Below are 25,328 nucleotides of genomic sequence, written 5' to 3' on the forward strand. Positions count from 1 at the left end.
GCCCAGCTCGGATCGGTGCTGCTGGTGCTGGGGGCCGTGCTCGGGCCGGTCCCGGCCGGGTCGACGACGCGTAGCGGCGGGCCTCCCGCAGAGAGGACCGCAACAGTGATCGGCCAGGACCAGGACTCCCGTCAGCTCGCCGGGCGCCGGATCGTGCTCTCCTACCCGGGCCCGACGCCGCCGCCCGGAGTGCTCCAGGCCATCCGGGAGGGCCGGGCCGCCGGGGTGATCCTGTTCGGCGAGAACATCACCAAACCGTCGCAACTCGCTGAGGTAGTAACCCAGTTGAAGCAGGCAGCGGCCGAGGCGCCGCATGCGCGCCCGCTGCTGCTGATGACCGACCAGGAGGGCGGTAAGGTTCGCCGCCTGCCCGGCGCGCCCGAACTCTCCGCCCGCGGCACCGGATCGGCCCCCGACCCGCTCGCCGCCGCCGTGGACTCCGGCACCGGCGCCGCCGCGACGCTCACCGGCGCCGGGCTGAACGTCAACCTCGCGCCGGTGCTCGACGTCTACGACACCCCGGACAACTTCATCGACCACTCCGAGCGCTCCTACGGCCAGGACCCGTCCCGGGTGGGAGAGTTGGGCAGCGCCTTCCTCGCCGCCCAACAGGGCCTCGGGGTCGCCGCGACCGCCAAGCACTTCCCCGGTCTCGGTTCCGCCGCCCGCGACGAGAACACCGACCTCCGCCCGGTCACCCTTCCCGTCCCGCTGGCCCAGCTCCGCACCCGCGGCGAAGCCCCGTACCGAGCCGCCATCGCGGCGGGCGTGCGTCTGGTGATGGCCTCCTGGGCCATCTACCCGGCCCTCGACCCCGACCGCCCGGCCGGCTTCTCACCCACCGTCATCCAGGGCGAACTCCGTGGCCGCCTCGGCTTCGACGGCGTCACCATCACGGACGCCCTCGAAGCCGGAGCCCTCACCCCCTACGGCGACACCGGCACCCGTGCCGTCACCGCCGCCTCGGCCGGCATGGACCTGCTGCTCTGCTCCGCCCGCGACCCGCAACAGGCCGAGGACGCTACCGCCGCCCTCGCCGCCGCCCTCGATTCCGGCCGCCTCGACCGCGCGGCGTTCGCGGAGGCCGTCACCCGCGTGGACGCCCTGAGGGACGCGCTGCGCTGATTCAGTCGGCCTTCTCCCCACTACATCGCCCTCCACACAAGCCGCCGGATCAGCTGGGGGAGCACGAAGGGGAAGCGACGGCGAGGACCCCTGCGCGAGGGGTCCTCGCCGCCGACAGCCGGGGATGACGCGGCCGGCTACCGGTTGAGCAGGGTGCGCAGGTCGATGAGGCGGTAGCCGCGGGCGCGGGCGGCGTCGATGATCCGGGGGAGGGCCTCGGCGTCGAGGCAGGTGTCGGGGCCGCCCTCGTCGCTGGCGCCGACGTGGAGCTGGAGGACGGCGCCCGGGGTCAGGGCGGCGAGGGCTCGGTCGACGGCGCGGTCGGTGGTCATGCCGTGTCCGGGGCCGAGGTAGCCGTTGGTGTCGGCGGTGTACTCCAGGTCCGCGTAGCCGAGCCCGTTGACGGTCGCGACGGCCTGTGGGGTGGTCGCGCTGTACGGGAAGCGGAAGAACGGCAGCGGGTCGGCGTCGGCGGCGCGGCGGATGGCGGTGTCGGCGCGGCGCACCTCGGCACGGGCCTCGTCGGGGGTGAGCGTGGTGAAGTCGGGGTGGCTGTAGGAGTGGTTGCCGAGGCCGTGTCCTGCGTCGGCGATGGCGCGGACGGCGCCGGGGTGTCGGTCGGCGAAGTCGCCGGTGGGGAAGAAGACGGCCGGGGCGGCGCGGTCGCGCAGGACGGCGAGGACGGTGTTCAGCCCGGTTTCGTTCCAGGCGGCGTTGAAAGTGAGGGCGAGGACGCGCTCCTCGGTCGGGATCCGGCGGATCTCGGCGCCGAGCAGCGGCGCGGGGGCCGGGGCGAAGCCGAGGAGCGAGGCGAGGGCGGCCAGGGCCGCGACGGCGGTGCGGAGGCGGTTCACCCCGGGTTCAACGCGGCGACGCCCGGGGCGGTGCGAAGGTTCGTCCGTCCGGGCGGGACGGCCTGGGGGGCCGGGACGTCCGGGAAGGCGAGACGTCGCCCGTGCCGCGTCGGCGCCGCCGTGCCGTGCGGGTCGGACGTGCACGGCTCCTTCGCCGTGGCGGGGAGCTTCAGAGGTCCGGCCCTGGACGCCCCGAGTCTGCCTGTAGGTGGCTGACTTCTCGTCATCCTGACTGCCGAGCCCGGGAGTTGGCAGCGTCCCGGGCTCGGCCCCGGCTTGCCGGGAATCCGGTCGCGGTGTGGGGGAGGTCACCTCCTGCTGTGACGACTTGAAGAAATCTTCATCTGTCGCGATGATGCCTACCGGCCGCGGCACGGACCCCGCCCGGTCGGACGACAACCGAGCCGGATCCGAGAGAGGGAGCGGACGATGCCGGTCCCGCTGTACCAGGCCAAGGCGGAGTTCTTCCGCACCCTCGGCCACCCGGTCCGGATCCGGGTGCTGGAGCTGCTCCAGGACGGCCCCCGGCCGGTGCGCGAGCTGTTGGCGGAGATCGAGGTCGAGCCGTCCAACCTCTCCCAGCAGCTCGCGGTGCTGCGCCGCACCCAGCTGGTCACGGCCACCCGCGAGGGCAACACGGTGGTGTACGCGCTCAGCACCCCGGACGTCGCCGAGCTGCTGCGCGCGGCACGTCGGATCCTGACCGAGCTGATCACCGACCAGGGCGCGCTGCTCACCGAGCTGCGTGCGAGCGGCGGCCGGTCGCCCCGCTGAGTCCGCAGCCCTTACCCGCACCTGCGCGCGCGCCCGACCCGCCCCGACCGGCCGACCCGAGGAGACCCGCACCATGAGCGACAGTGCCAGTGACAGCACGAGTGAGGAGAAGCGCCGCCGCAAGGCGATGCTGATCCGCGCGGGCATCTACGTCTTCGCCACCCACCTGTTCGCGGGCTTCGTCCTGCTGCTGTTCGCGCTCGGCAACCGCAAGTAGGGGCGGTCGCGAGTAGCGGCCGTCACGAGGACCGCAGCAGGGCTCAGCGCGGCTGTGCGTCCGGCACCAGGTAGCGGTCGCTGGTGCTGGTCCAGGCGTGCACGGCGGAGACCAGCTCCCGGGTTCCGTCCAGGTACCAGCGCCCGGCCGGGTGGCGGCGGCCCAGCTCGCGGCGCAGTTCCTCGTTCTCCTGCCGCAGTCGGGAGACCCGGGTGCGCACCGCGCGGACGGCGCGGCTGCGGGTGCAGCCGCGGACCCGTTGCAGGGTGAGGACGGTGTTGAAGGCGGCGGCGCTCTGGCGTTCCTCCCGCTCCAGCGAGTAGAGGTCGTTGATCAGCGTGGCCGCGTCGGCGGTGTTGGCGCGCAGGCGGTGCAGTGCGGGCTCCGCGTGCAGGGCGGCGGGGGCGTCGGCGCCGTGGACCCGTTCCAGTATGTTCATGAACGGGTAGGCGCAGCTGCCGTGGCGGCGCAGCCGCATGGTCTCCGTGAGGCTCAGGCCGAGCGCGGGCACGGTGCCGCGGGAGCGGTGTTCGGCCTCGGCGGGGAAGGTGGCCAGGCAGGCCCGCCACTCGCGGGCGGCCCGGGCGCGCCAGGCGGGGGACATCGTCTCGGTCTGGCGGTCCCAGAGTTCCCGCCAGGCGGTGAGGAGCCGGTCGTCGGCGGTGCCGGCGGGGGCGCCGCTGTCGAGGGCGGAGACCAGCGGGTCGACCAGGGCACGGGCCTCGACGGGGCGGCGTCCCGGCGGGCCGTCGAACCGGTCGTCCAGGATGGTGAACCAGCCGAGCATGTCGACCAGCAGGTCCAGCTCGCCGCCCCGGGTGGTCGGGAACGCGAGGCCGATCAGCTCGTGCAGCGCGTAGGTCCGATATCGGGGCAGTTCGGCCGGGGTGAGCAGGCCGTGGCGGACCGCCCAGTCGGCGTGCCGGTCGGCGGAGGCGCGCAGCTCGGCGGGCGGGCGGTGCCGGGACGGAGCGGCCGGCGCGGCTGTGGCGCCCGTGAAGGGGCAGCCGCCGGCCGCCGTCCGCTCGGCACCCGCCGCGTCGCCCGGCGAGGCCACCGAGGCCGTCGAGGTCGCCGGAGCACCTGCCGGAGCACCCGCCGAGGCCGCTGTAGCGCCCGCCACGGCCGCCGAGCGCGGCGCCAGCCGCACCCGCAGCCCCTGTGCCTGGACCGTCGTCCACACCACCTCCCGGGCCCGCGCCCCCGGCACCGCGACCGGCCGCCAGCGGCGCAGGATCGCCGCCGCCGCGACGGTCAGCTCGGCCCAGGCGAAGGCCTCCCCGATGCACTTGTGCTTGCCCGCCCCGAACGGCAGGAAGGACGGCCGCCCGGCCCCGCCGCCGTCCTGCCAGCGCTCGGGTCGGAAGGCGAGCGGCTCGGGGTGGCGGACCGGGTCGCGGTGCAGGGCCGTGAGGCTGTAGAGCAGTTCGGTGCCCGCGGGGACGCGGTACGGGCCGAGCTCGACCGGTACCTGGGCGGTGCGCATCAGGAAGGCGTTGGGCGCGTGCAGCCGTACCACCTCCTGGGTGACGCTGCGGGTGTAGCTGAGCCGGGCGAGCGCCTCCGGGGTGGGGGCGGCGCCGACGGGCAGGTGCTCGTCGAGTTCGGCGAGGAGGCGGGCCTCGACCTCGGGGTGGCGCAGGAGTTCGTCCAGTAGCCAGGTCAGGGTGGTGGAGACGGTCTCCGTCCCGGCGCCGAACATGGTGATCGCCTCGGAGCGGACGTCGGCCTCGGTGAGCGGACGGCCGGTGGCCGGGTCGGTGGCGGCCCTCAGCAGGGCGGGCAGGGTGCCCCGGCGCTCCGGCCGGGCCTGCGAACCGGCAGGGCCCGAGCGGCCGTTGACGGCCTGGTCGACGACCCGGTTGAGCACCCGGACGGCGGCGTCGAAGCGCCGGTTGACGGGCAGCGGCACCCGGGCGAGCGCCGGGTGCGGGTACAGGGACTGGACGATCTGGCCCTTCACCAGGTCCGGCAGCGCCCGGTGGAAGGCGAGGGTGGCGTCCTCGCTGAGCCGGGCGTCGAACAGCGAGCGGGTGACGATCTCCAGCGCCAGGTGGTTCATCTCCTTGGCCACGTCCAGGACTTGGCCGGGCCGCCAGCGTCCGGCGCGTTCCTCGGTGACCTGGTGCATGACGGTCAGGTACTCGGCCATCCGGTCCGGGTTGAAGGCGGGCTGGATGATCCGGCGGCGGTCGCGGTGGGCTTGGCCCTCGGACATCAGCAGGCCGTCGCCGAAGGCCGTCTTCAGGGTGTCCTGGACGGCGCCGCGCGGACAGTCGTAGGCGAGCGCGACCAGCAGGGTGTGGACCAGCCGGGCGTCGGTGACCACGCAGACGGTGCGCGGCCCGAGCCGGATGCGGACCACGCCGCCGTAGCGGGACAGGGAGCCGAGGAAGCCGAGCGGGTCGCGCAGCAGGGCTGCGGCGTGCCCGAGGCCGGGGAGCGCGCCGGGCGCGAGCGGGGGGACGGCCGAGCGGGTCGTGGGGGTGGGTGGTGGCGCGGTTCTCGGCCGGACGGTTCGTTTCCGGGTCTCTGTCAGCAGGGCGTCTGTCAGCAGGGTCATGACACTACCTCTCATCGGACGGGACGGTGCGGCGGTACCGGGGGAGGGTACCGGCGGGCCGGCTGGGAACCGGGGGACCGGTGAGCGCGGAGCCCGCGTGAGCCACTGTGGGAGGGCGCACGTCATAGGAAACGCGCCGGTTCCATAGGCGTTGCGCCGAGCGCGGGTGGATCACTCCAACGGTCGATCGGGCCGAGGTCCCGTCGATCGCTCCGAAGGACGCGTCTGACCTGCGCGGACTTCACCGTCCCCGAGGCCTGTAGCGGGCCCTGGAGGCAGGGTCTTTGGACCCTCGCCGCCCGGTCGGGCGACGGCCAACATGGTACGCGGAGAAGGAGGAACCTGATGACCCGTCTGCGCCGCCGGCCAGCCCTCGACGTCAGGGTGGAGATCCGCGGTCAGTTGCCGCGCGAGGACGCCGAGTACGCCCGGGCCCGGGCGCACGACACCGCCGCCGTCCTCGGCCCCGACGCCCACGCGCTGCGCCTGCGGCTCACCCGCACCCGCGACCGCTCGGTCACCCGGCCCGCGCTCGCCCAGGCGGGCGTGCAGCTGGCCGACGCGGGCCCGGTCCGGGTGCAGCTGGCCACCGGCACCGCCCGGGAGGCCGTCGACCTGGTGCTCGGCACACTCGCCGGTCGAGCCGTCCGGCTGCGCGAGCAGGGCGACATCGGCCTCGCCGCCGTGTACGAGAGCGCCTACCGCCCGCAGTACGCCGACCGTCCGCTGGCCGAGCGGCGGATCGCCCGGCGCAAGACGGTCGTGCTCGCCCGCCGGACGCCCGAACAGGCCGCGTGCGACCTCCTGGCGCTGGACCGGCGGTTCCACCTGTTCGCGGACGCCGCGACCGGACGGGACAGCCTGGTGCACCGCTGCCCGCTGAGCGGTGCGGTGGAGCGGTGGACCGTGGACACCGACCCGACGCCCCCGCTCGGCCTCGCCGAGGCTGCCCGCCGGCTCTGGCTCACCGGCCGCCCCTTCGTCTGCCACACCGACCCCGGTGACGGCCGTGCCCGGGTGCTCTACCGGCGCTATGACGGCCACTACGGCCTGATAACGCCGGTGTCGGAGCGCCGCAGCGGGGCAGGAATCCCCTCGGCGCAGGACTGATCAGAGAGATTCCACCGACTCAAGACCCAAGACTCCACCGACGCCACGACAGGGGACCGGGACCATGGACTGCGACGACGAGGTCATGCTGACCGTCCGGATCACCGCCGCCGAGCGGGCGCTGCTGCGGGACCTCGCGCGCGGCCACGGCGGCGACGTCTCCGAAGTGGCGGTCGACGGCCTGCTGGAGGTCGTCCCGGCGCTGCACGACGACGCCTCCGTCCTGCCGCTGCTGCGGGTCCTCGCCCGGCCGGCGCCCTGCGCGCTGACCCTCTGGCTGCCCGCCCCGGTGGCGGACCTGCTGCCGCTGCTGGGCGAGCGGTTGGCACGCACCGGCGGGCCGGCGGCCGGACCGGCCAGCGCCGCGCTCTCCGCCGCCCTGCGGCTCTGGCTCGCCGGGGACCGCGCCGTGCTCGCCGCCGGACTGGCCCGGCTGCACGGCGGCTGCGCCGCCGCCGGGGCGCCGGCTGTCGAACCGGCCCGGATCGGGGCCGCCGCGTGAGCGGCGAACAGGGGTGACCGGCCGTCGTGTGACGGGCGGCGCCGGCATGTTCGGGGCGCAAGCCTGCCCGGTCAGAGCTCTGGGCACGGCCCGCCGACAGGTCTAGCGCTCCGTCACGGCTGTCGGAGTCACCGGCCCCGGGACTCCGGCCGGGTGGCCGCCGACACCCCCTGCCGGGGAGCACGCACCCCCCGAGTGCGCTCCCCGGCACCCTCATGTGCGCACCTCTGGGCCCGCATCCGCTGCGCCCGCATCTTTGTGCCGTTGCCTTCGTGCCCGCACCGTCGCGCCCCCGCACGCCCGCCACCCGACATCTCGAACGCGTCGAAGAATTTCGCAAGAGGTTTCTGTTATTCCCACCCGTCCCAGCCGCTCTCCGGAGTGTCGGAAGGCCTGAGCGTCCCTCACCACAGGGCGCCCGGGCCGTCGCACGAGGAAAGGAACGCGATGGGACACCGGAGCAGCGAGCTGCGTCGGCGCAGGCGCCGCAGGCTTACCCGTAGGAGCGTGGTTGTCGCCGCGGCGGTGGCAGCCGCACTTGTTGCGGGAACGTTGGGCCTGCGCACCGCGCTGGAGCCGGCCGCGCACAGCGCCGTGGCGGTGGCGGACGCTCCGGCCGACCGGGTCGCCGCGGTCGCCGACGGCGGCGACGACGGCGGTCCCGGCGAGACCGGCACGGCCGAGGGCGGTACCAAGGCGCCCGCCGCCCCGAAGCGGGACGAGAAGGCCGCCCCGCCCAAGGCGATACCCAAGGACGAGCCGGAACGAGGGTTGGTCTACACGGGTTTGAACCTGCCGAGCAGCGACCGCTGCGGCAACATGCTGGAGGTCACCGGCAGCACCCAGTGCAGCCACGGCCCGGACGTGCCGCCCAAGGACGTGGACATCCACAAGGACGTCCAGCCGGTGGCCGCCCCGGCCGCCCAGGCGCCCGCGCTCACCCCGGCGGCGAACGCCCAACCGCCCGCCGCCGCCGACCTGCTGAAGGGCGGCGCGCCGGTCCTCGACGCGACGCAGAAGGCGCTGCTGAGCGACTCCGGCACCGCCGGTGCCCCGCAGGGCGCCCCGTCCCAGGCCCCGGCAGGGGGCTCGGGCCTGGTCTGCGAGGGTGACGGCAGCAGCGGCAACCGCGTCCAGGTGGTGTACGTGCACACCCCGGGCAACGACCGCTTCGCCCAGTACCTGTCCTCGTTCAAGAAGTGGGCCGCGGACGTCGACGTCATCTACAACGCCAGCGCCCAGGAGACCGGAGGCGTCCGGCACGTCCGCTTCGTCACCGAATCCGACTGCACCGCCTCGGTGTTGAACGTGCAGATCTCCGACTCCGAGATCCAGGACTTCAACGCGAGCAACCGGGCCCTCGCCGCACAGGGGTTCAACCGCAAGGACCGCAAGTACATGATGTTCACCGACGCCAAGGTGTACTGCGGCATCGGCACCTTCGCCGGCGACGAGCGCCCCGGCCAGGACAACATCAGCAACTTCGGCCCCTCGTACGGGCGGACCGACTCCGGCTGCTGGAGCGGCTCCACCGCCGCGCACGAACTAGGCCACAACCTGGGCGCGGTGAACAACAGCGCACCCCACTCCAGCAAGGCCGGCCACTGTACGGACGAGTGGGACCTCATGTGCTACTCGGACGCCCCCTACTACCCGAAGATGCAGATCGTCTGCCCGGACCGCGCCCATGACGACCGGCTGGACTGCGGCCACGACGACTACTACAACACCAACCCCGCGCCCGGCAGTTACCTGGCCACCCACTGGAACGTCGCCAACAACCGCTTCCTCATCGCGGGCAGCGGCACCGGCCCGAACCCCACGCCCACGCCCACGGCCACGTCCACGCCCACGTCCACCCCGACGGCTACGGGATCGCCCACCCGCACGCCCTCGCCGTCCCCGACGCCCACCGGCAGCCCCACCGCCACGCCGACCGGCTCCCCGTCGCCGACCGCGACCCCGACCACGGGAGGCAACGCCCCTGACGTCACGACGAGTCAGGTCACCCAGAACTCGGTGATGCTGAGCTGGACGGCCGTCCCGGCCGCGACCGGCTACGACGTCCAGCTGAACGGCCAGACCATCGGCACCGTCCGCTCGACCGTGGTCGGCGTGGTCCGACTGGCCCCCGGAACCTCCTACACCGTGGCCGTCGCCGTCCACGACGCCGCCGGAACGGTCGGCAAGCCCGGCCGCGCGACCACCTTCAAGACCCTCGCGGACGCGGGCCGCCCGCAGCCCAGCACCCACTACACCATGGTCAACGGCCTCACCGGCCAGGCCGCCGACCTGTGGGGCAGCTCGATGAACGACGGCACCGTCGCCATCGCCTACCAGCGCACCGGCTACGCCAACCAGAAGTGGGTCTTCGATGATGCCGGCAACGGCGCGGTGCGGATCAAGTCCGTGCGCTCCGGCAAGTGCCTGCAGCTCGGCGGTACGCCCGTCGCCGGACAGTACGTCGCGCAGCAGCCGTGCGGCGACGCCGCCGCGCAGAAGTGGCAACTCAACGCCACCGAGGGCGGGTTCACCGTCACGGCGGACGGCTCCACCCTGGTGCTCGGGCTCAGTGACCGTTGGTACTACGGTGGTTGGCTGTTGGAACTGCAGCAGCCGAACGGCCGGCCGTACCAGAACTGGTCGCTGCTGAAGACCACGTAAGCACGCTCGAACCCGCACAACACGGGTGCGGGGGGGGGGGGAACCCAAAAAGGGGAGAACACAGAAGCACCGTGTCCAAAAACCCCCACCCCCACCCCCCCCCCGGACGGGGGGCGCCCCCCACCCCTCCCGAAACCGGGAGTGCGCTGGCGGCCCCGGCCGAGGACGGCCGGGGCCGCCGAAACCATCGCCTCGCAGCGCTCCCGCCCATCGCCCTTGACGCCCCCGTGGAAAAGCGGCGGGCCCGCGTCCGGGAAGGACGCGGGCCCACCGTCGAGGAGCCGTCAGCCTCAGCGCATCGAACCGGTGCGCAGCAGGGTGCGGATGACGCGCATCGCGACCGAGAGGCTGGACAGCTCGTAGTTGTCCGAACCCCTTATGTCGTCGAGGGTGCTCTTGGCGCGGTTCAGCAGGGTGGAGTTGAGGTCCGCCCAGGCGTTGTAGCGCTCCTCGGGGGTGGCGCCCTCGGGGCCGCAGACCAGGATGTCGGCGGTCAGCGCCGCGTGGGCCGCGAAGAGGTCCTCGCGGATCGCGGCCCGGGCCATCGACGACCAGCGGTCGGTGCGGGGCAGGTCGATGATGCGGTCGAGCAGGTGCGAGATCTGCAGGCGGTCGCCCAGGTCGTAGTACAGCTCGGCGACGTCGGCGACGTCCTTGCCGGAGCGGTCGGCGACCTCGGTGATGTCCAGGGTCGGGAAGACCGAGGACAGGCCGGCGATCCGGGTGGCCAGCTCCTCCGGGACCCCGGCCGAGGCGAGCTCGTTGTAGATCGACTCGAACCAGGTCAGGTCCTCGCCGCGCAGCGGCTTGGGCAGCGAGCCCCAGACCTGGTTGACCCGGTCGTGGAAGAACTCGATGGTGCCGGCGATGTCGAGCGGCTGGCGGCGGTTGTTGAGCATCCACCGGGTGGCGCGCTCGACCAGGCGGCGCGAGTGCAGCCGCATCTTGGTCTGGATCCGGGCCTGGACCTTGTTGTCCAGGCCCTCGATCTCGGCCCAGATCTCCTCCAGGCCGAAGACGGCCCGCGCGGCGGTGTGCGTCCGGGCGATCTCCTCGTAGGTCGCGCCGGTCTCCTCCTTCAGGCGGAAGGCGAAGGTGCAGCCACCGCGGTTGATCGTGTCGTTGACGATCAGCGTGGTGATGATCTCGCGGCGCAGCGCGTGGTTGTCGATCGCGTCGGCGAACTTCGCCCGCAGCGCGCTCGGGAAGTACTCGTGCAGCGCGGTGCGGAAGTACGGGTCGTCGGGCAGGTCGGTGGCCAGCAGCTCGTCGGCCAGGATGATCTTGGTGTAGGCGAGCAGCACGGACATCTCGGGCTGGGAGAGCCCGCGGCCGTTCTGCTGGCGCTCGCGGATTTGGCGCTCGCCGGGCAGGAACTCCAGGGCCCGGTCGAGCTGGCCGGCCGCCTCGAAGCGGTTGATCATCCGCGCGTGGACGTTGACCATGCTGTGCGCCTGGGCGACGGCGTTGGCCAGCACCACGTTCTGCGCGTAGTTGTTGCGCAGCACCAGGTGGCCGACCTCGTCGGTCATCTCGGCGAGCAGGACGTTGCGCTGCTTGACCGTCATGTCGCCCTCGGTGACGACCTGGTTGAGCAGGATCTTGATGTTGACCTCGTGGTCCGAGGTGTCCACACCGGCCGAGTTGTCGATGGCGTCGGTGTTGATCCAGCCGCCGGTGCCCTCGGGGCCGCCGGAGGCCGCGTACTCGATGCGGCCGAGCTGGGTGCAGCCGAGGTTGCCGCCCTCGCCGATGACCCGGGCCCGGACCTGCTCGCCGTTGACGCGGATGGCGTCGTTGGCCTTGTCGCCGACCTCGGCGTTGGTCTCGGTGGAGGCCTTGACGTAGGTGCCGATGCCGCCGTTCCAGAACAGGTCGACCGGCGCCTGCAGGATCGCCTTCATCAGGTCGGCCGGGGTCAGGCGGCTCTCCTTGATGCCCAGGGCGGCCCGGACGTGCGCGCTGACCTGGATCGACTTGGCGCTGCGGGGGAAGACCCCGCCGCCGGCCGAGATCAGCGACTTGTCGTAGTCGTCCCAGGAGCTGCGGGGCAGGTCGAACAGTCGGCGGCGCTCGGCGTACGAGGCGGCCGCGTCCGGGTTCGGGTCGAGGAAGATGTGGCGGTGGTCGAAGGCGGCGACCAGCCGGATGTGCTCGCTGAGCAGCATGCCGTTGCCGAAGACGTCGCCGGACATGTCGCCGATGCCGATGACGGTGAAGTCCTCGGTCTGGGTGTCGACGCCGAGCTCGCGGAAGTTGCGCTTGACCGACTCCCAGGCGCCGCGGGCGGTGATGCCCATGCCCTTGTGGTCGTAGCCGGCCGAGCCGCCGGAGGCGAAGGCGTCGCCGAGCCAGAAGCCGTACGACTCCGCGACGCCGTTGGCGATGTCGGAGAAGGTCGCGGTGCCCTTGTCGGCGGCGACGACCAGGTAGGTGTCGTCCTCGTCGTGGCGGACCACGTCGGCCGGGTGGACGACCTCGCCGGCCACCAGGTTGTCGGTGATGTCCAGCAGCGCCGAGATGAAGGTCTTGTAGGACGAGATGCCTTCGGCCAGCCAGGCGTCGCGGTCCACCGACGGGTCCGGCAGCTGCTTGGCGACGAAGCCGCCCTTGGCGCCGACCGGGACGATGACGGTGTTCTTGACCATCTGGGCCTTGACCAGGCCGAGGATCTCGGTGCGGAAGTCCTCGCGCCGGTCGGACCAGCGCAGACCACCGCGGGCGACCTTGCCGAAGCGCAGGTGCACGCCCTCGACCTGCGGCGAGTAGACCCAGATCTCGAACGCCGGGCGCGGGGCCGGCAGGTCCGGGATGGCCTTCGGGTCGAACTTCATCGACACGTAGGAGTGCCACTCACCGGAGCCGTCGTGCTGGAAGAAGTTGGTCCGCAGGGTGGCCTTGATGAGGTTCAGGAAGGAGCGCAGGATGCGGTCCTCGTCCAGCGAGACGACCTCGTCGAGCGCGCCGGCCAGCTCCTCCAGGACGGCCTCGGTCAGCTCCAGGGCGCCCGAACGGTGGCTCGGGCTCAGCCGGGCCTCGAACAGGTTGACCAGCAGGCGGGTGGTGTGGGTGTTGTTGCGGAGCGCGTCCTCCATGTAGTCCTGGGAGAACGTCGAGCCCGCCTGGCGCAGGTACTTGGCGTACGCGCGCAGCACCACCGCCTGGCGCCAGTTCAGCCCGGCGGTCAGGACCAGCTCGTTGAAGCCGTCGTTCTCGGCCTTGCCGGTCCAGGTGGCCGCGAAGGTCTCCTGGAAGCGCTCGCGGGCCTCGTCGGTGAGCCCGGTGGCCTCGCGCAGCTTCAGGCCGAAGTCGTACACCCACGCGGTGGTGCCGTCGGAGCGGCGCAGCGCGTACGGGTGCTCGTCCAGCACCTCGACGCCCATGCGCTGGAGCACCGGCAGGACCTCGGTGAGCGAGATCGGGCCGCCGACCCGGTAGATCTTGAAGCGGCGCTCGTCGTCGCCGGCGCCGACCGGCTGGTACAGGTTCAGGCGGAAGTCGCCCTCGCCGTGCAGCGACTCGATCTGCTTGATGTCGGAGACGGCGGTGCGCGGCGGGAAGTCGGCGCGGTAGCCGTCGGGGAAGGCGTTGGCGTACTTGTGGCCGAGCTCGGCGGCCTTCTCCTCGCCCAGCTCCAGGTGCAGCTGGTCGTGGAAACCGTCCATCCAGAACCGGGCGGCCTCGGCCAGGCGGTTCTCGATCCGCTCGATGTCGGTGTCGGTGAGCTGGGGCAGTTCGGTGCCCGGGGCGACCCGGACCACGAAGTGCAGGCGGGTCAGCACCGACTCGGTGGCGTACACCGTGTAGTCGATGGTGGCGCCGTTCAGCTCCTCCTTGAGGATGTCGGTGAGCAGCAGCCGGATGCGCGTGGTGTAGCGGTCGCGCGGCAGGTAGATGAACGCGGAGAAGTAGCGTCCGTACTCGTCCTGGCGCAGGAAGAGGCGCAGCTTACGGCGCTCCTGCAGGTAGAGCACGCTGGTGGCGATGGAGAGCAGCTCGGCGGCCGAGGTCTGGAAGATCTCGTCGCGCGGGAAGGTCTCCATGATCTGCAGCAGGTCGCGGCCGTCGTGGCTCTCGCTGGAGAAGCCGGAGCCGTCCAGCACCTCCTGGACCTTGCGGCGCACGACCGGGATGCGGGTGACCGACTCGGTGTAGGCGGCGGAGGAGAACAGGCCGAGGAAGCGGCGCTCGCCGATCGGCTCGCCGGCGGCGTTGAACTTCTTGACGCCGACGTAGTCCAGGTAGGCCGGGCGGTGCACGGTGGAGCGGCTGTTGGCCTTGGTCAGGACGAGGAGCTTCTTCTCGTGGGCCTTGGCGCGCACCGGCGCGGAGAGGCGACCGAAGGCCTCGGAGACCGCGTGGTGGCGGTCGTCGTGGCTGTGCGGGTCGGAGCGCAGGATGCCGAGGCCGGTCCCGGCGACGGCCTTGAGGACCTCCTCGCCCTCGTGCTCGACCAGGTCGTACTCGCGGTAGCCGAGGAAGGTGAAGTGGTCGTCGGCGAGCCAGCGCATCAGCTCCCAGGCCTCGCCGACCTCCTGCTCGGGCAGGCCGCCCGGGGGCTCCTCGGCCAGCTCGTCGGCCAGGCGCAGCGCGCTCTCGCGCATCTTGCCCCAGTCCTCGACGACCTCGCGGACGTCGCCGAGCACGCGGCGCAGGTTGGTCTCGATGGAGCGCAGGTCGTCGCGGTCGGTCTCGCGGTCGATCTCGATGTGCATCCACGACTCGACGGTCGCGTCGGCGGGCCACTCGGTGCCGGCGGCCTGGCTGCGGGAGCAGGCGTCGACGTCCAGGATCTCCAGCAGCTTGCCGGTGATGTCACGGCGGACGACCAGCTGGGGGTGGATGACGATGTGGATCGCGCGGTCCTGGCGGGACAGCTCGTTGGTGACCGAGTCCACCAGGAAGGGCATGTCGTCGGTGACGACCTCGACCACGGTGTGGCCGCAGGACCAGCCGTTCTCCTCGACCGAGGGGGTGTAGACCCGCACCTCGGCGGTGCCCTGGGGGCGCTTGAGGCCCAGGCGGTAGTGGGAGGCGGCCGCGCCGTACACGTCGACCGGGTCGAGGTCGACCAGGTCCTCGGGCGCGGTGTGCAGGTAGTAGTGGTGCAGGTACGCGGTCAGAGCACCGTTGCTCAGACCCTCCCCCGGCGCCGCTCCCCCCACCTGGCTGTTCTCAGCGGCTGCGGCTGCCTTCTTGAGCAGTTCGGCCTTGGCTGCGTCCAGCTTGGTCTGCATGACTTCTTGGCTCCTGTCGCGCGCCGTTGCGTGACTCGGTGGTGTGTGGATGTACACCGACGGGTCACCGCAATCCTGCCGCACCATCCGACTGAAAGGGGCTCATGGCACGCATGAAACGTCCTAACAGTGGGTAGGACGACCCATTCGTCCTGCAAGCCACCCGACGACGCCAGCCAGCCTAACCGGATCAATCGAAGGTGCACAGGGACAGGGAGGCGCAAACCCGAAGGATGTCGGGTCCGTCCTGGACAGCATGTCCAAACCGGAGTCTCATGTTCACTCTCAGCCCATGTGCGGGTAGCCGTGGTGGGTCGGCGGGACGAAGGTTTCCTTGATCGCGCGGGCCGAGGTCCAGCGCAGCAGGTTCTGGGCGGCACCCGCCTTGTCGTTGGTCCCCGAGGCCCGGGAGCCGCCGAAGGGCTGCTGGCCGACGACGGCGCCGGTGGGCTTGTCGTTGATGTAGAAGTTTCCGGCGGTGAAGCGCAGTTCCTCCACGGCCTGGGCGATGGCGTAACGATCCTGTGCGATCACCGCGCCGGTCAGGCCGTAGGGGGCACCGGAGTCGACCCGGCCGAGCACGTCCTCCCAGCGGGAGTCCTCGTAGACGTGGATCGCGAGGATCGGGCCGAAGTACTCGGTGCGGAAGATCTCGCCCCGGTGGTCGGAGGAGACCAGGACGGTCGGGCGGACGAACCAGCCGATCGCGTCGTCGTACTGGCCGCCGGCCACCAGCTCGACGGTCGGGTCGGCCTTGGCCCGCTCGATCGCGATGCGGTTCTTCTCGAAGGCCCGCTTGTCGATCAGGGCGCCCATGAAGTTGGACAGATCGGTGACGTCGCCCACGGTGAGGGCGTCCACCTCGGCCAGGAAGTCGTCCTTGATCCTCAGCCAGACGCTGCGCGGCAGGTAGGCGCGGGAGAGCGCCGAGCACTTCTGGCCCTGGTACTCGAAGGCGCCGCGGATCATGGCGGTCTTCAGGATCTCCGGGTCGGCCGAGGGGTGGGCCAGCAGGAAGTCCTTGCCGCCGGTCTCGCCGACGATCCTCGGGTAGCTGCGGTAGCCGCCGATGTTCGCGCCGACGGTCTGCCACAGCGACTGGAAGGTGGCGGTGGAGCCGGTGAAGTGCAGCCCGGCCAGCGCCGGGTCGGCGAGCGCCACCGGGGAGACCTGCAGGCCGTCGCCGGTGACCAGGTTGATCACCCCGGGCGGCAGGCCGGCCGCCTCCAGCAGGCGCATCAGGTGGTGCGCGGCCAGCGTCTGGGTCGGCGCGGGCTTCCAGAGCACGGTGTTGCCCATCAGCGCGGGGGCGGTGGGCAGGTTCCCGGCGATCGCGGTGAAGTTGAACGGGGTGATCGCGTAGACGAAGCCCTCCAGCGGCCGGTGGTCCACCCGGTTCCACACGCCCGGGGAGGAGCTCGGCTGCTCGGCCAGGATCTGGCGGGCGAAGTGGACGTTGAACCGCCAGAAGTCGATCAGCTCGCAGGCGGAGTCGATCTCGGCCTGCTGCACGGTCTTGGACTGGCCGAGCATGGTGGCCGCGTTGAGCGTCTCCCGCCAGGGCCCGGACAGCAGGTCGGCGGCGCGCAGGAAGACCGCCGCGCGGTCGTCGAAGGACAGCGAGCGCCACTGCCGCCCGGCCGCCAGCGCCGCGTCCACCGCCACCCGGGCGTCCTCCCGGGTGGCGTTGCCGAGCACCCCCAGCTTGGCGGCGTGGTGGTGCGGCTGAACGACGTCGATCCGCTCGCCGCTGCCGAAGCGCTGCTCGCCGCCGACGGTCATCGGCAGCGGGATCTGCTCGGCCGCCAGCTCGTCCAGCCGCCGGACCAGCCGCTCCCGCTCCGGGCTGCCGGGCGCGTACGCCAGCACGGGCTCGTTGACCGGGGTCGGCACCTCGGTGACTGCGTCGATGGGCATGGCCGCTCCGTCCTGCTGGCTGCTGCGGGCTGTCTCTCCACTGGTGTCACCCCCAGCCTGACCAGGGCCCGGCGGATCCGCCCGTCCAGACACGCCGACGGCGGACGTGGCGCCCGCCACGTCCGCCGTCGGAACAGCGGCTCGGCCGTCCGGCCCGCCGGCGGCTCAGCCCGCCAACCGGCCCGCCAGCTCGACCGCCTCGGCCAGGCTGTCCACCACCGGGACGCCGACCGGCTCCAGCTTCTCCCGGGTGTGCGAGCCGCCGGTGTAGAGCACCGCGTGGGCACCCGCGCTCAGCGCCGCCAGGGCGTCGTCCGCGGCGTCGCCGATCAGCACCGTACGGGCCGGGTCCACCCGCTTCCGGAGCGCGGTCAGGTGCCTGCTCAGCTGCTCCGCCTTCTGGCCGCCGGACGGGCCGCTGCGGCCGTCCACCCGCAGGAAGCGGCCGGTCAGGCCGAAGGACTCGACCAGCGGGACCAGCTTGTCGTGCGTGTACATCGACAGCAGGGACTGGCTGTGCCCGGCCGACTGCCAGCCCTCCAGCAGCTCCAGCACGCCGTCGGTCAGACCGCAGGCCGGGCTGAGCTCGCGGTAGCGGTCCTGGAACGCGTCGTCCAGCTTCAGCCACTCCTCCTGGGAGGGCATCCGGCCGAGCAGCCGCTGGTAGAAGCGCGGGATCGGGATCTCGTACTGCTCGCGGTACTGCTGCATGGTCATCGGCCCGACGCCGATGGTCGCGAACGCGGCGTTGCTCGCGCCGAGGACCGCGTCCATGTCGTGGAAGAGGGTGCCGTTCCAGTCCCAAACAATGTGAGTGCGCACGGGTTCAAACGGTAACCCGGACGGACGACACACCGGTAGGACCGGGCTCACGCGCACCTCTCGGTGGTTCTCCCCCAGCCTTCGGCCGGGGGGACCCCCATGCTTCGCTCGCTCACTCAGGCCAGCAGCGAGGGGATCTCCTGGGTCGCGAACCAGAGCAGGTCGTGGTCCTCGGCGCCGTCCACGGTGAACTGGGCGTCCTGGTCGCCCGCGTCGGCCGCGGCCACCGCCGCCACCGCCGCCGTGACGTCCGCGACCACCTCGTCGTCGGCGACGTCCGCGTGCACCGAGGCGGCCTTGGCGAGCTTCAGCGGGCCGGCCAGCACCACCCGGCCCAGCGAGGCCTGGTCCTGGTACTCGTCACCGGGGAAGGGCCGCACGGCTGAGTCGGCCACGTCCAGCGCCACCACGACCCGCCGGCGCGGGGCCTGCGGGTCGGCGGCCAGCAGCCGCAGCGAGGACTGGGCGGCCCGGTTCAGCGCCGCGTACTCCAGCTCCTCCAGGTCGTCGCTGACGTACCACTCGCGCAGCGCGGGGGTCACGGCGTACGCCGCGGACTGCTCCAGGGCGCCGCCCTCGTGCGCCGCCGCCAGGCCGGTCAGGGTGGTGGGCACGTACACGCGCATCGGTGGCACTCTCCGGTTCGTCCAGCGGGGTTCGTCCAGCGGCACAGCTTCTCCAGCGCCCCAAGAATAAGCTCAGCCGGGCCGGCCGTGATCACCCTCCACCCCGATCAGCGTGCGGCCCGCAGAGCCTCCCGGCTGGTCCGCAGGCCGCTCTCCAGCACCTCGCCCCGACGGGCCGGGTCCATCATGTTCGGGCCCATCACCGCGAGGTCGGCCAGGGTCGGTGCGAGCAGCCGCACCCGCACGCCCTCGGCCCGCAACAGCGCGGCCTCACGCAGCAGCTGCCGGGTGACGGCCCGTCGGTAGCGGCTGACCAGCTGGGCGAGCACGCCGCGCGGGCGGTCCCGGTCCCGCCACTCGCGCAGCGCGGTCAGGGTGCCGCGCTCGGAGCGCTCGGCGCGCGGGTCCAGCCGCAGGGCCATCGGGGCGAGCACGTACACCTCCTCCAGGCCGCGGCCGAGCATCAGGTCGGCGCTGGTGGCCGACCAGCAGCCGCCGTCCACGTACGCCGAACCGTTCAGCCGGACCGGCGCGAACCAGCCGGGAATCGCACAGGAGGCCATCACGGCGTCGGCGACGGCGACGGCCGGGGCGTCCGGGTCGCCGAAGACCACCCGGTGGCCGCTGCGGTAGTCCACGGCGGCCACGCGCAGCGGCGAGGCGGCCGGGCCCGGCTCGGCCGTTCCCGGGGCCGGCCAGCCGCCCGGGCCGAGCAGGTCGCGCACCAGCTCGCCGACCGGCGCCAGCGAGCCCCGGCCGTGCGGCGCCATCGCCGAGACCATGGTCAGCAGCGGGTACTCGCGCGGGTGCCGGACGGCGTCCCGCAGCAGGTCCGGCGAGCCGATCCCGGCCCGCGGGCGGGGCGGCAGCGGCCCGCCGACCGCCGTGCCGTAGTCGAAGGCCACCCCGGCCAGCGGGCCCTCGGTGATCGGCAGGCCGCACTGGTGGGCGCGCAGCTGCTCGGGGCGCACGCCGCCGGTCAGCATCGCGGCCAGGATCGCGCCCGCCGAGGTGCCGAGCAGGACGTCCGCCCCGCCCGGCGGCCGTCCGGTGACCTCCTCGACGGCGCACAGCGCGCCGACCGTCCAGGCCGCGCCGAGCATCCCGCCGCCGCCCAGCACCAGGCCGCGCCGGGGCGCACCCCCGGCGGTGGCGGTCGGGGCCGCCGCCGTCCGTGTCGTGATTCCGGTTGTCGTCATCCCGGCCGCCCGTCGTCGTCGGGAACGGATCAGGCTCCGATGGTGCCCGCGGACGGCCGGCCGGGCAACGGGAGGCCCGGGCAGAACCACCCGATCCGCCGTACCGGGGCGTCCCCTTTCGGACCGTGCGGACCGTCCCCACGCGTCAACCGGGGCGCCGCCCGACGGCCCGCACGGTCCGTCGCCGCATTGGTCGATTCACCCGGATAGGTGAACTTCGCGCCGGGCCGCGGGCGGCCGGGAAACACGTTGCCGCCCCGCGTGCGGCGCCGCCAGCCTGGAACAGTCCGTACCCGCACCACCCGTACCGGGAGCCACCGTGACCGCCCATCTCACCGCCCGCCCGCACCGCCGCGTCCGCGCCTTCGGGGACTGTGACCCGGCCGGGCGCCGACCGCGTCGGCCGCGCGCCGCCTGCACCGCCGCCGCGGCACCCCACGAGCACGACCCCCGGGCGCTCGCCGCCCGCTTCGCCCACCAGCTGGTCGAGGTGCTCACCGGTGCCCGGCCCTCCGGCCAGCTGATGCGGCACACCAGCCTGGACGGCTACGGGCAGCTCGCCTCGCTGGTCCGGGTCGGCGTGCTGCGCCGCGGGGGCCCCGCCGACCGGCCCCGGCTCGGCCCGGTGCACGACCGATCCCCCTCGCCCGACGCGGTCGAGGCCTGCGTCCGGGTCGACCTCGGCCGGCGGCACCACATGGTGGCCTTCCGGCTGGAGCAGCGCGGCCCGGCCGGGCAGTGGCAGTGCACCGCCGTGGAGGCCCGATGACCACGCGGTGCCCGGGGACGGCGCAGGGCGCCGCCCCCGTGCGGGTGCGGCGCCCTGTCCGGCGTCCTTCAGCGGGCTCAGCCCTTGCGGCGGCGGCCCTTGGCGGACTTGGCGGCCTTGCGGCGCTCGGCGCGGGTCAGCCCGTCGCCCTCGTCCTCCGGCGCCAGGTCCTCGAAGTCGCCCTCGACGACACCGCCGCCGACCTCGTCCGAGGGGGCCGTGTAGTGCAGCCGCTGGGGCTTGGGGGCCTCCAGGCCCTTGGCCTTGATCTCCGGGCGGGCGGCGTCCTTCTCCAGCTTGTCGAGCACCACCTGGGCGTCCTCGACCGGGACCTCCTCGACCTGCTGCTCGACCTGGACCTCCAGGTTGAACAGGTAGCCGACGGACTCCTCCTTGATGCCCTCCATCATCGCGGTGAACATGTCGAAGCCCTCGCGCTGGTACTCGACCAGCGGGTCGCGCTGCGCCATGGCCCGCAGGCCGATGCCCTCCTGGAGGTAGTCCATCTCGTAGAGGTGCTCGCGCCAGCGGCGGTCCAGCACCGACAGGACGACCCGGCGCTCCAGCTCGCGCATGATCTCCTCGCCGAGCTGGTCCTCGCGGGCGCCGTACTGGGCCTGGATGTCCTCCTGGATGGCCTTGGTCAGGAACTCGGGGGTCAGCCCGGCGCTGCCGCCGGCCTCCTCCTCCAGCTCCTCCAGGTCCAGGGTGATCGGGTAGAGCTGCTTGAGCGCGGACCAGAGCTTGTCCAGGTCCCAGTCGTCCTCGAAGCCCTCGCCGGTGGCCGCCTTGACGTAGGCCTCGACGGTGTCGTCCATGAAGTGGCCGACCTGCTCCTGCAGGTCCTCGCCCTCCAGCACACGGCGGCGCTCGCCGTAGATGACCTCGCGCTGGCGGTTGAGCACCTCGTCGTACTTGAGGACGTTCTTGCGGATCTCGAAGTTCTGCTGCTCGACCTGGGTCTGCGCGGAGGCGATCGCGCGGGTGACCATCTTGGACTCGATCGGCACGTCCTCGGGCACGTTGGCCATCGAGAGCACGCGCTCGACCATGCCGGCCTTGAACAGGCGCATCAGGTCGTCGCCCAGCGACAGGTAGAAGCGGGACTCGCCCGGGTCGCCCTGGCGGCCGGAGCGGCCGCGCAGCTGGTTGTCGATCCGGCGGGACTCGTGCCGCTCGGTACCGAGGACGTAGAGGCCACCGGCCTCCTTGACCTCATCCTGCTCGGCCTTGACCGAGACCTTGGCCTTCTCCAGAGCGGCCGGGAACTCGGCCTCGTACTCCTCCGGGTTGTCGCCCGCGGAGAGCCCGCGCTGGGCCAGCTCGGCCGCCGCGAGGTGGTCCGGGTTGCCGCCGAGCATGATGTCGGTGCCACGGCCGGCCATGTTGGTGGCGACGGTGACGGCGCCCTTGCGGCCGGCCTGCGCGACGATCTGCGCCTCGCGCTCGTGGTGCTTGGCGTTCAGCACCTCGTGCGGGATGCCGCGCTTGCGCAGCTCCTGCGACAGGTACTCGGACTTCTCGACCGACACGGTGCCGACCAGCACCGGCTGGCCCTTCTCGTGCTTCTCGGCGATGTCCTCGACCACGGCGGCGAACTTGGCCGGCTCCGACTTGTAGATCAGGTCGGGCTGGTCGATGCGCAGCGGCGTCTTGTTGGTCGGGATCGGCACCACGCCGAGCTTGTAGATCTGGTGGAACTCGGCCGCCTCGGTGGTGCCGGTACCGGTCATGCCGGACAGCTTGTCGTACAGGCGGAAGAAGTTCTGCAGGGTGATGGTGGCCAGGGTCTGGTTCTCGTTCTGGACCTCCACCCCCTCCTTGGCCTCGATCGCCTGGTGCATGCCCTCGTTGTAGCGGCGGCCGGCCAGGATACGACCGGTGTGCTCGTCGACGATCATGACTTCGCCGTTCATGACGACGTAGTCCTTGTCCTTCTTGTACAGCTCCTTCGCCTTGATGGCGTTGTTCAGGAAGCCGACGAGCGGGGTGTTCACCGACTCGTAGAGGTTGTCGATGCCGAGGTAGTCCTCGACCCGCGTGACGCCCTCCTCCAGGATGCCGACGGTGCGCTTCTTCTCGTCGACCTCGTAGTCGCGGTCGATCTTCAGGCGCAGCACCAGCTTGGCGAAGTCGGCGTACCACTTGGTCGCCTGGTCGGCCGGGCCGGAGATGATCAGCGGGGTGCGGGCCTCGTCGATGAGGATCGAGTCGACCTCGTCGACGACCGCGAAGTTGTGGCCGCGCTGGACGAGTTCGTCCTTCGACCAGGCCATGTTGTCGCGCAGGTAGTCGAAGCCGAACTCGTTGTTCGTGCCGTACGTGATGTCCATCGCGTACTGGCGCTTGCGCTCGACGGGCGTCATGTTGGCCAGGATCACGCCGACTTCGAGGCCGAGGAAGCGGTGCACCCGGCCCATCCACTCCGAGTCGCGCTCGGCGAGGTAGTCGTTGACGGTGATCAGGTGGACGCCCTTGCCGGTCAGCGCGTTCAGGTACGCGGGCAGGGTGCCGACGAGGGTCTTGCCCTCACCGGTGCGCATCTCGGCGACGTAGCCGAAGTGCAGGGCCGCGCCACCCATCAGCTGGACGTCGTAGTGCCGCTGGCCGAGCACGCGCTTGGCGGCCTCGCGGACGGTGGCGAACGCCTCGGGGAGGATGTCGTCCAGCGACTCGCCGTCGACGAGCCGCTGCTTGTACTCGTCGGTCAGCGCGCGCAGCTCGGCGTCGGTGAGGTTGACGAAGTCCTCTTCGATGGAGTTGACCTGGGCAGCAATCCGCTGCAGCTTGCGAAGGATCTTGCCTTCGCCGGCGCGCAGGATCTTGTCGAAGACGGACACTTGAGCGGGCTCCTTGCCTGTATTGGCACTGGACGACTGCACGGCGGGTCCACCCCACCGCACGGGCCATCGTATGCGAGGAGTCCAATGCGCCGGGAGGTGCGTCAGCACGGTATTCCCGTGTCACCCGACCGAGCACATGGACCGATAGCACCGTCCACCGGGACAAAACGGTCGAAGGGTCCGGGAGTTGGCCACATATTCGGATGCCCGCATTCCCCGATCGGCGAAATAATCCGTTCATGGGCGAACCCCGCGGCGAACTCGCCACCCTCACCACCGACCGCCTGGTCCTGCGGGCCCCGCAGGAATCCGACATCGACGCGATCTTCGCGGCATGCCAGGACGAGGAGATCCAGCGCTGGACGGTCGTGCCGGTCCCGTACCGGCGCGAGGACGCGGAGTTCTTCGTACGCACCCTGGCCCCCGAGGGCCTGGGCAAGGACAGCGAATTCATCTGGTGCGTGGTCGAACGCGACACCGGGCGGCTGGTCGGCGCCCAGGCGGTCGTCCGCAAGGCCGGCGACCCGAGCGCCGCCTCGGTCGGCTGGTGGACGGTGAAGGAGCAGCGCGGCCGCGGCTACACCGTCGAGGCGGCCCGCGCGGTCGCCCGCTGGGCCCTCACCGACCTCGGACTGCGCCGCCTCCAGTGGCTCGCCTACGTCGGCAACGACGGCTCCCGCGCGGTCGCCGAGCGGGTCGGCTACCGCTACGAGGGCACCCTGCGCTCGTACGCCGACCAACGCGGCGCCTTCCAGGACTCCTGGGTCGCCTCGCTGCTCCCGTCCGACCTGGACTGAGCGGACCCGCACGGAACCCGACCCGCGCTGAGCCCGAGCCCCGGCCCGGGCCCGCTGTCGGTGCCCCCGACTACGCTCGCCGGCATGACCGCCGCAGCCGACGACCGCACCCCCACCCCCGTCACCGTCCTGGCCGCCGACGACGCCCGCCGGATCGCCCTGCGCGCCCAGGGCCTGATGGGCGCACCGGACCGCCGGGCAGGGGTGCGCGGGGTGCTGCGGCACCTGGGCGCCGTCCAGTTGGACACCATCTCGGTGCTGGCCCGCTCGCACGAGCTGGTGCCGTACGCCCGGCTCGGCGCGATCGGCCGCCCGGCCGTCGAGGCGGCGTACTGGGGCGCGGGCGCGAGCTTCGAGTACTGGTCGCACGCGGCCTGCATCCTGCCGGTCGAGGAGTGGCCGCTGTTCGCCTTCCGGCGCCGCCGCTACCGCGACCGCGGCCACCTCTGGGGCCACCAGGTCGCGCCCGAGACGTACCGGGCCGTGCTCGACAAGCTGCGCGCCGAGGGGCCCTTGACCTCCACCGAGCTCGGCGGGGCGAAGAGGACCGCCGAGTGGTGGGACTGGTCCGACACCAAGATCGCGGTCGAACGGGCCCTGGCCTTCGGCGACGTGGTCTGCACCGAGCGACGGAGCTGGAAGCGGGTCTACGCGCTGGCCGAACAGGCCGTCCCCGACGCGCTGTTCGGGCAGGACCGGTCCGACCGGGAGTGCGTGCGCACCCTGGTCGCCCAGGCCGGCGCCGCGCTCGGCGTGGCCACCCGGGCCGACCTGCTGGACTACCACCGCCTGCGCGCCGAGGACTTGGACCCGGTGCTCGCGGACAGCGGGCTGGTCCCGGTCGAGGTCGCCGGCTGGGGACCGGACGGCGGCAACGCCGCCGCCTGGGCCGACCCGGCCGCGCTGGCCACCACCCCGCGCGGGCGCCACCGCACCACGCTGCTCTCGCCGTTCGACTCCCTGGTCTGGGACCGCGCCCGCACCGAGCGGATCTTCGGCATGACGCACCGACTGGAGGCCTACACCCCCAAGCACAAGCGGGTGCACGGCTACTTCGCGATGCCGCTGCTGACCGGCGGTCGCCTGGTCGGCCGGGTCGACCCGGCGAGGGAGGGGCGCACCCTGGTCGCCCGCCAGGTCTCGCTGACCGGCGACCGAGGATCCGGCGCCCGACACGTCGAGGCGCTGGCCACCGCCCTGCGCGAGGCCGCCGCCTGGGTCGGCTGCGACACCGTGCGGGTCGGGGCGCTGCACGACGAGCGGCTGCGCCCGGCCCTGGAGAAGCTGCTCGCCGAGTAGCGGCCCCGGC

At 72.5% G+C, this 25,328-nt stretch carries 17 protein-coding genes; 9 read left to right on the plus strand and 8 right to left on the minus strand.

Annotation, left to right across the window (positions count from 1 at the left end):
- Positions 1-105: 105 nt before the first annotated feature.
- Positions 106-1,125, plus strand: coding sequence for a glycoside hydrolase family 3 N-terminal domain-containing protein (locus tag ACFQ87_RS28225; protein ID WP_380613653.1), 1,020 nt, complete (start codon positions 106-108; stop codon positions 1,123-1,125).
- Positions 1,126-1,262: 137 nt separating this feature from the next.
- Here ACFQ87_RS28225 and ACFQ87_RS28230 read toward each other — a convergent pair whose 3' ends face one another.
- Positions 1,263-1,979, minus strand: a complete 717-nt coding sequence (locus ACFQ87_RS28230) for a polysaccharide deacetylase family protein (RefSeq protein WP_380613654.1) — start codon at positions 1,977-1,979, stop codon at positions 1,263-1,265.
- Positions 1,980-2,408: 429 nt separating this feature from the next.
- Here ACFQ87_RS28230 and ACFQ87_RS28235 point away from each other — a divergent pair, with 429 nt between their 5' ends.
- Both ACFQ87_RS28235 and ACFQ87_RS28240 read left to right on the plus strand, forming a co-directional pair.
- Complete coding sequence (locus ACFQ87_RS28235; protein WP_380613655.1) at positions 2,409-2,753, plus strand: ArsR/SmtB family transcription factor; 345 nt, start codon at positions 2,409-2,411, stop codon at positions 2,751-2,753.
- Between the two features lie 73 nt (positions 2,754-2,826).
- Entirely contained in the window at positions 2,827-2,970 is a 144-nt protein-coding gene (locus ACFQ87_RS28240) for a DUF6126 family protein (RefSeq protein ID WP_380613656.1), read from the plus strand.
- Between the two features lie 43 nt (positions 2,971-3,013).
- Here the strand turns inward: ACFQ87_RS28240 and ACFQ87_RS28245 are convergent, their stop codons facing one another.
- Positions 3,014-5,533 (minus strand): cytochrome P450, encoded by a 2,520-nt coding sequence (locus ACFQ87_RS28245; RefSeq protein WP_380613657.1) that lies wholly within the window; start codon positions 5,531-5,533, stop codon positions 3,014-3,016.
- A 345-nt stretch (positions 5,534-5,878) separates the two neighbouring features.
- On the opposite strand from ACFQ87_RS28245, the gene ACFQ87_RS28250 reads away from it, so the two are divergent.
- The 3 genes from ACFQ87_RS28250 to ACFQ87_RS28260 all read left to right on the plus strand — a co-directional run bounded on the left by ACFQ87_RS28250 (position 5,879) and on the right by ACFQ87_RS28260 (position 9,809).
- A complete protein-coding gene (locus ACFQ87_RS28250; protein WP_380613658.1) occupies positions 5,879-6,643 on the plus strand; it encodes a sigma 54 modulation/S30EA ribosomal C-terminal domain-containing protein in 765 nt (254 codons plus the stop codon).
- A 64-nt stretch (positions 6,644-6,707) separates the two neighbouring features.
- The gene (locus tag ACFQ87_RS28255; protein WP_380613659.1) at positions 6,708-7,145 is read left to right on the plus strand and encodes a hypothetical protein; all 438 of its coding nucleotides are present in this window, start codon (positions 6,708-6,710) and stop codon (positions 7,143-7,145) included.
- A 507-nt stretch (positions 7,146-7,652) separates the two neighbouring features.
- Positions 7,653-9,809: an RICIN domain-containing protein gene (locus ACFQ87_RS28260; protein ID WP_380613660.1), complete on the plus strand. Its 2,157-nt coding sequence runs from the start codon at positions 7,653-7,655 to the stop codon at positions 9,807-9,809.
- 290 nt (positions 9,810-10,099) lie between these two features.
- Here ACFQ87_RS28260 and ACFQ87_RS28265 read toward each other — a convergent pair whose 3' ends face one another.
- From ACFQ87_RS28265 to ACFQ87_RS28285, 5 genes are all read right to left on the minus strand, one after another.
- The gene (locus ACFQ87_RS28265; RefSeq protein WP_380613661.1) at positions 10,100-15,046 is read right to left on the minus strand and encodes an NAD-glutamate dehydrogenase; all 4,947 of its coding nucleotides are present in this window, start codon (positions 15,044-15,046) and stop codon (positions 10,100-10,102) included.
- 285 nt (positions 15,047-15,331) lie between these two features.
- The gene (gene pruA / locus ACFQ87_RS28270; protein WP_380613681.1) at positions 15,332-16,957 is read right to left on the minus strand and encodes an L-glutamate gamma-semialdehyde dehydrogenase; all 1,626 of its coding nucleotides are present in this window, start codon (positions 16,955-16,957) and stop codon (positions 15,332-15,334) included.
- Between the two features lie 171 nt (positions 16,958-17,128).
- On the minus strand, positions 17,129-17,785 hold the full coding sequence (locus ACFQ87_RS28275) for an HAD family hydrolase (RefSeq protein ID WP_380613662.1): 657 nt from the start codon (positions 17,783-17,785) through the stop codon (positions 17,129-17,131).
- Between the two features lie 116 nt (positions 17,786-17,901).
- Positions 17,902-18,411, minus strand: a complete 510-nt coding sequence (locus tag ACFQ87_RS28280; RefSeq protein WP_380613663.1) for a DUF6912 family protein — start codon at positions 18,409-18,411, stop codon at positions 17,902-17,904.
- Between the two features lie 107 nt (positions 18,412-18,518).
- Positions 18,519-19,610 (minus strand): patatin-like phospholipase family protein, encoded by a 1,092-nt coding sequence (locus tag ACFQ87_RS28285; protein ID WP_380613664.1) that lies wholly within the window; start codon positions 19,608-19,610, stop codon positions 18,519-18,521.
- 319 nt (positions 19,611-19,929) lie between these two features.
- Here ACFQ87_RS28285 and ACFQ87_RS28290 point away from each other — a divergent pair, with 319 nt between their 5' ends.
- Entirely contained in the window at positions 19,930-20,379 is a 450-nt protein-coding gene (locus tag ACFQ87_RS28290) for an Rv3235 family protein (RefSeq protein ID WP_380613665.1), read from the plus strand.
- A gap of 77 nt (positions 20,380-20,456) precedes the next feature.
- Here ACFQ87_RS28290 and secA read toward each other — a convergent pair whose 3' ends face one another.
- Complete coding sequence (gene secA, locus ACFQ87_RS28295; RefSeq protein ID WP_380613666.1) at positions 20,457-23,219, minus strand: preprotein translocase subunit SecA; 2,763 nt, start codon at positions 23,217-23,219, stop codon at positions 20,457-20,459.
- Positions 23,220-23,461: 242 nt separating this feature from the next.
- Between secA and ACFQ87_RS28300 the strand changes: the two genes are divergently transcribed.
- Positions 23,462-24,019, plus strand: coding sequence for a GNAT family N-acetyltransferase (locus ACFQ87_RS28300; RefSeq protein WP_380613667.1), 558 nt, complete (start codon positions 23,462-23,464; stop codon positions 24,017-24,019).
- A gap of 84 nt (positions 24,020-24,103) precedes the next feature.
- Complete coding sequence (locus ACFQ87_RS28305) at positions 24,104-25,318, plus strand: winged helix-turn-helix domain-containing protein (RefSeq protein ID WP_380613668.1); 1,215 nt, start codon at positions 24,104-24,106, stop codon at positions 25,316-25,318.
- The last annotated feature ends 10 nt before the right edge of the window (positions 25,319-25,328 follow it).

It is taken from the genome of Kitasatospora sp. NPDC056531 (assembly GCF_042794375.1).
GTDB lineage: Bacteria > Actinomycetota > Actinomycetes > Streptomycetales > Streptomycetaceae > Kitasatospora.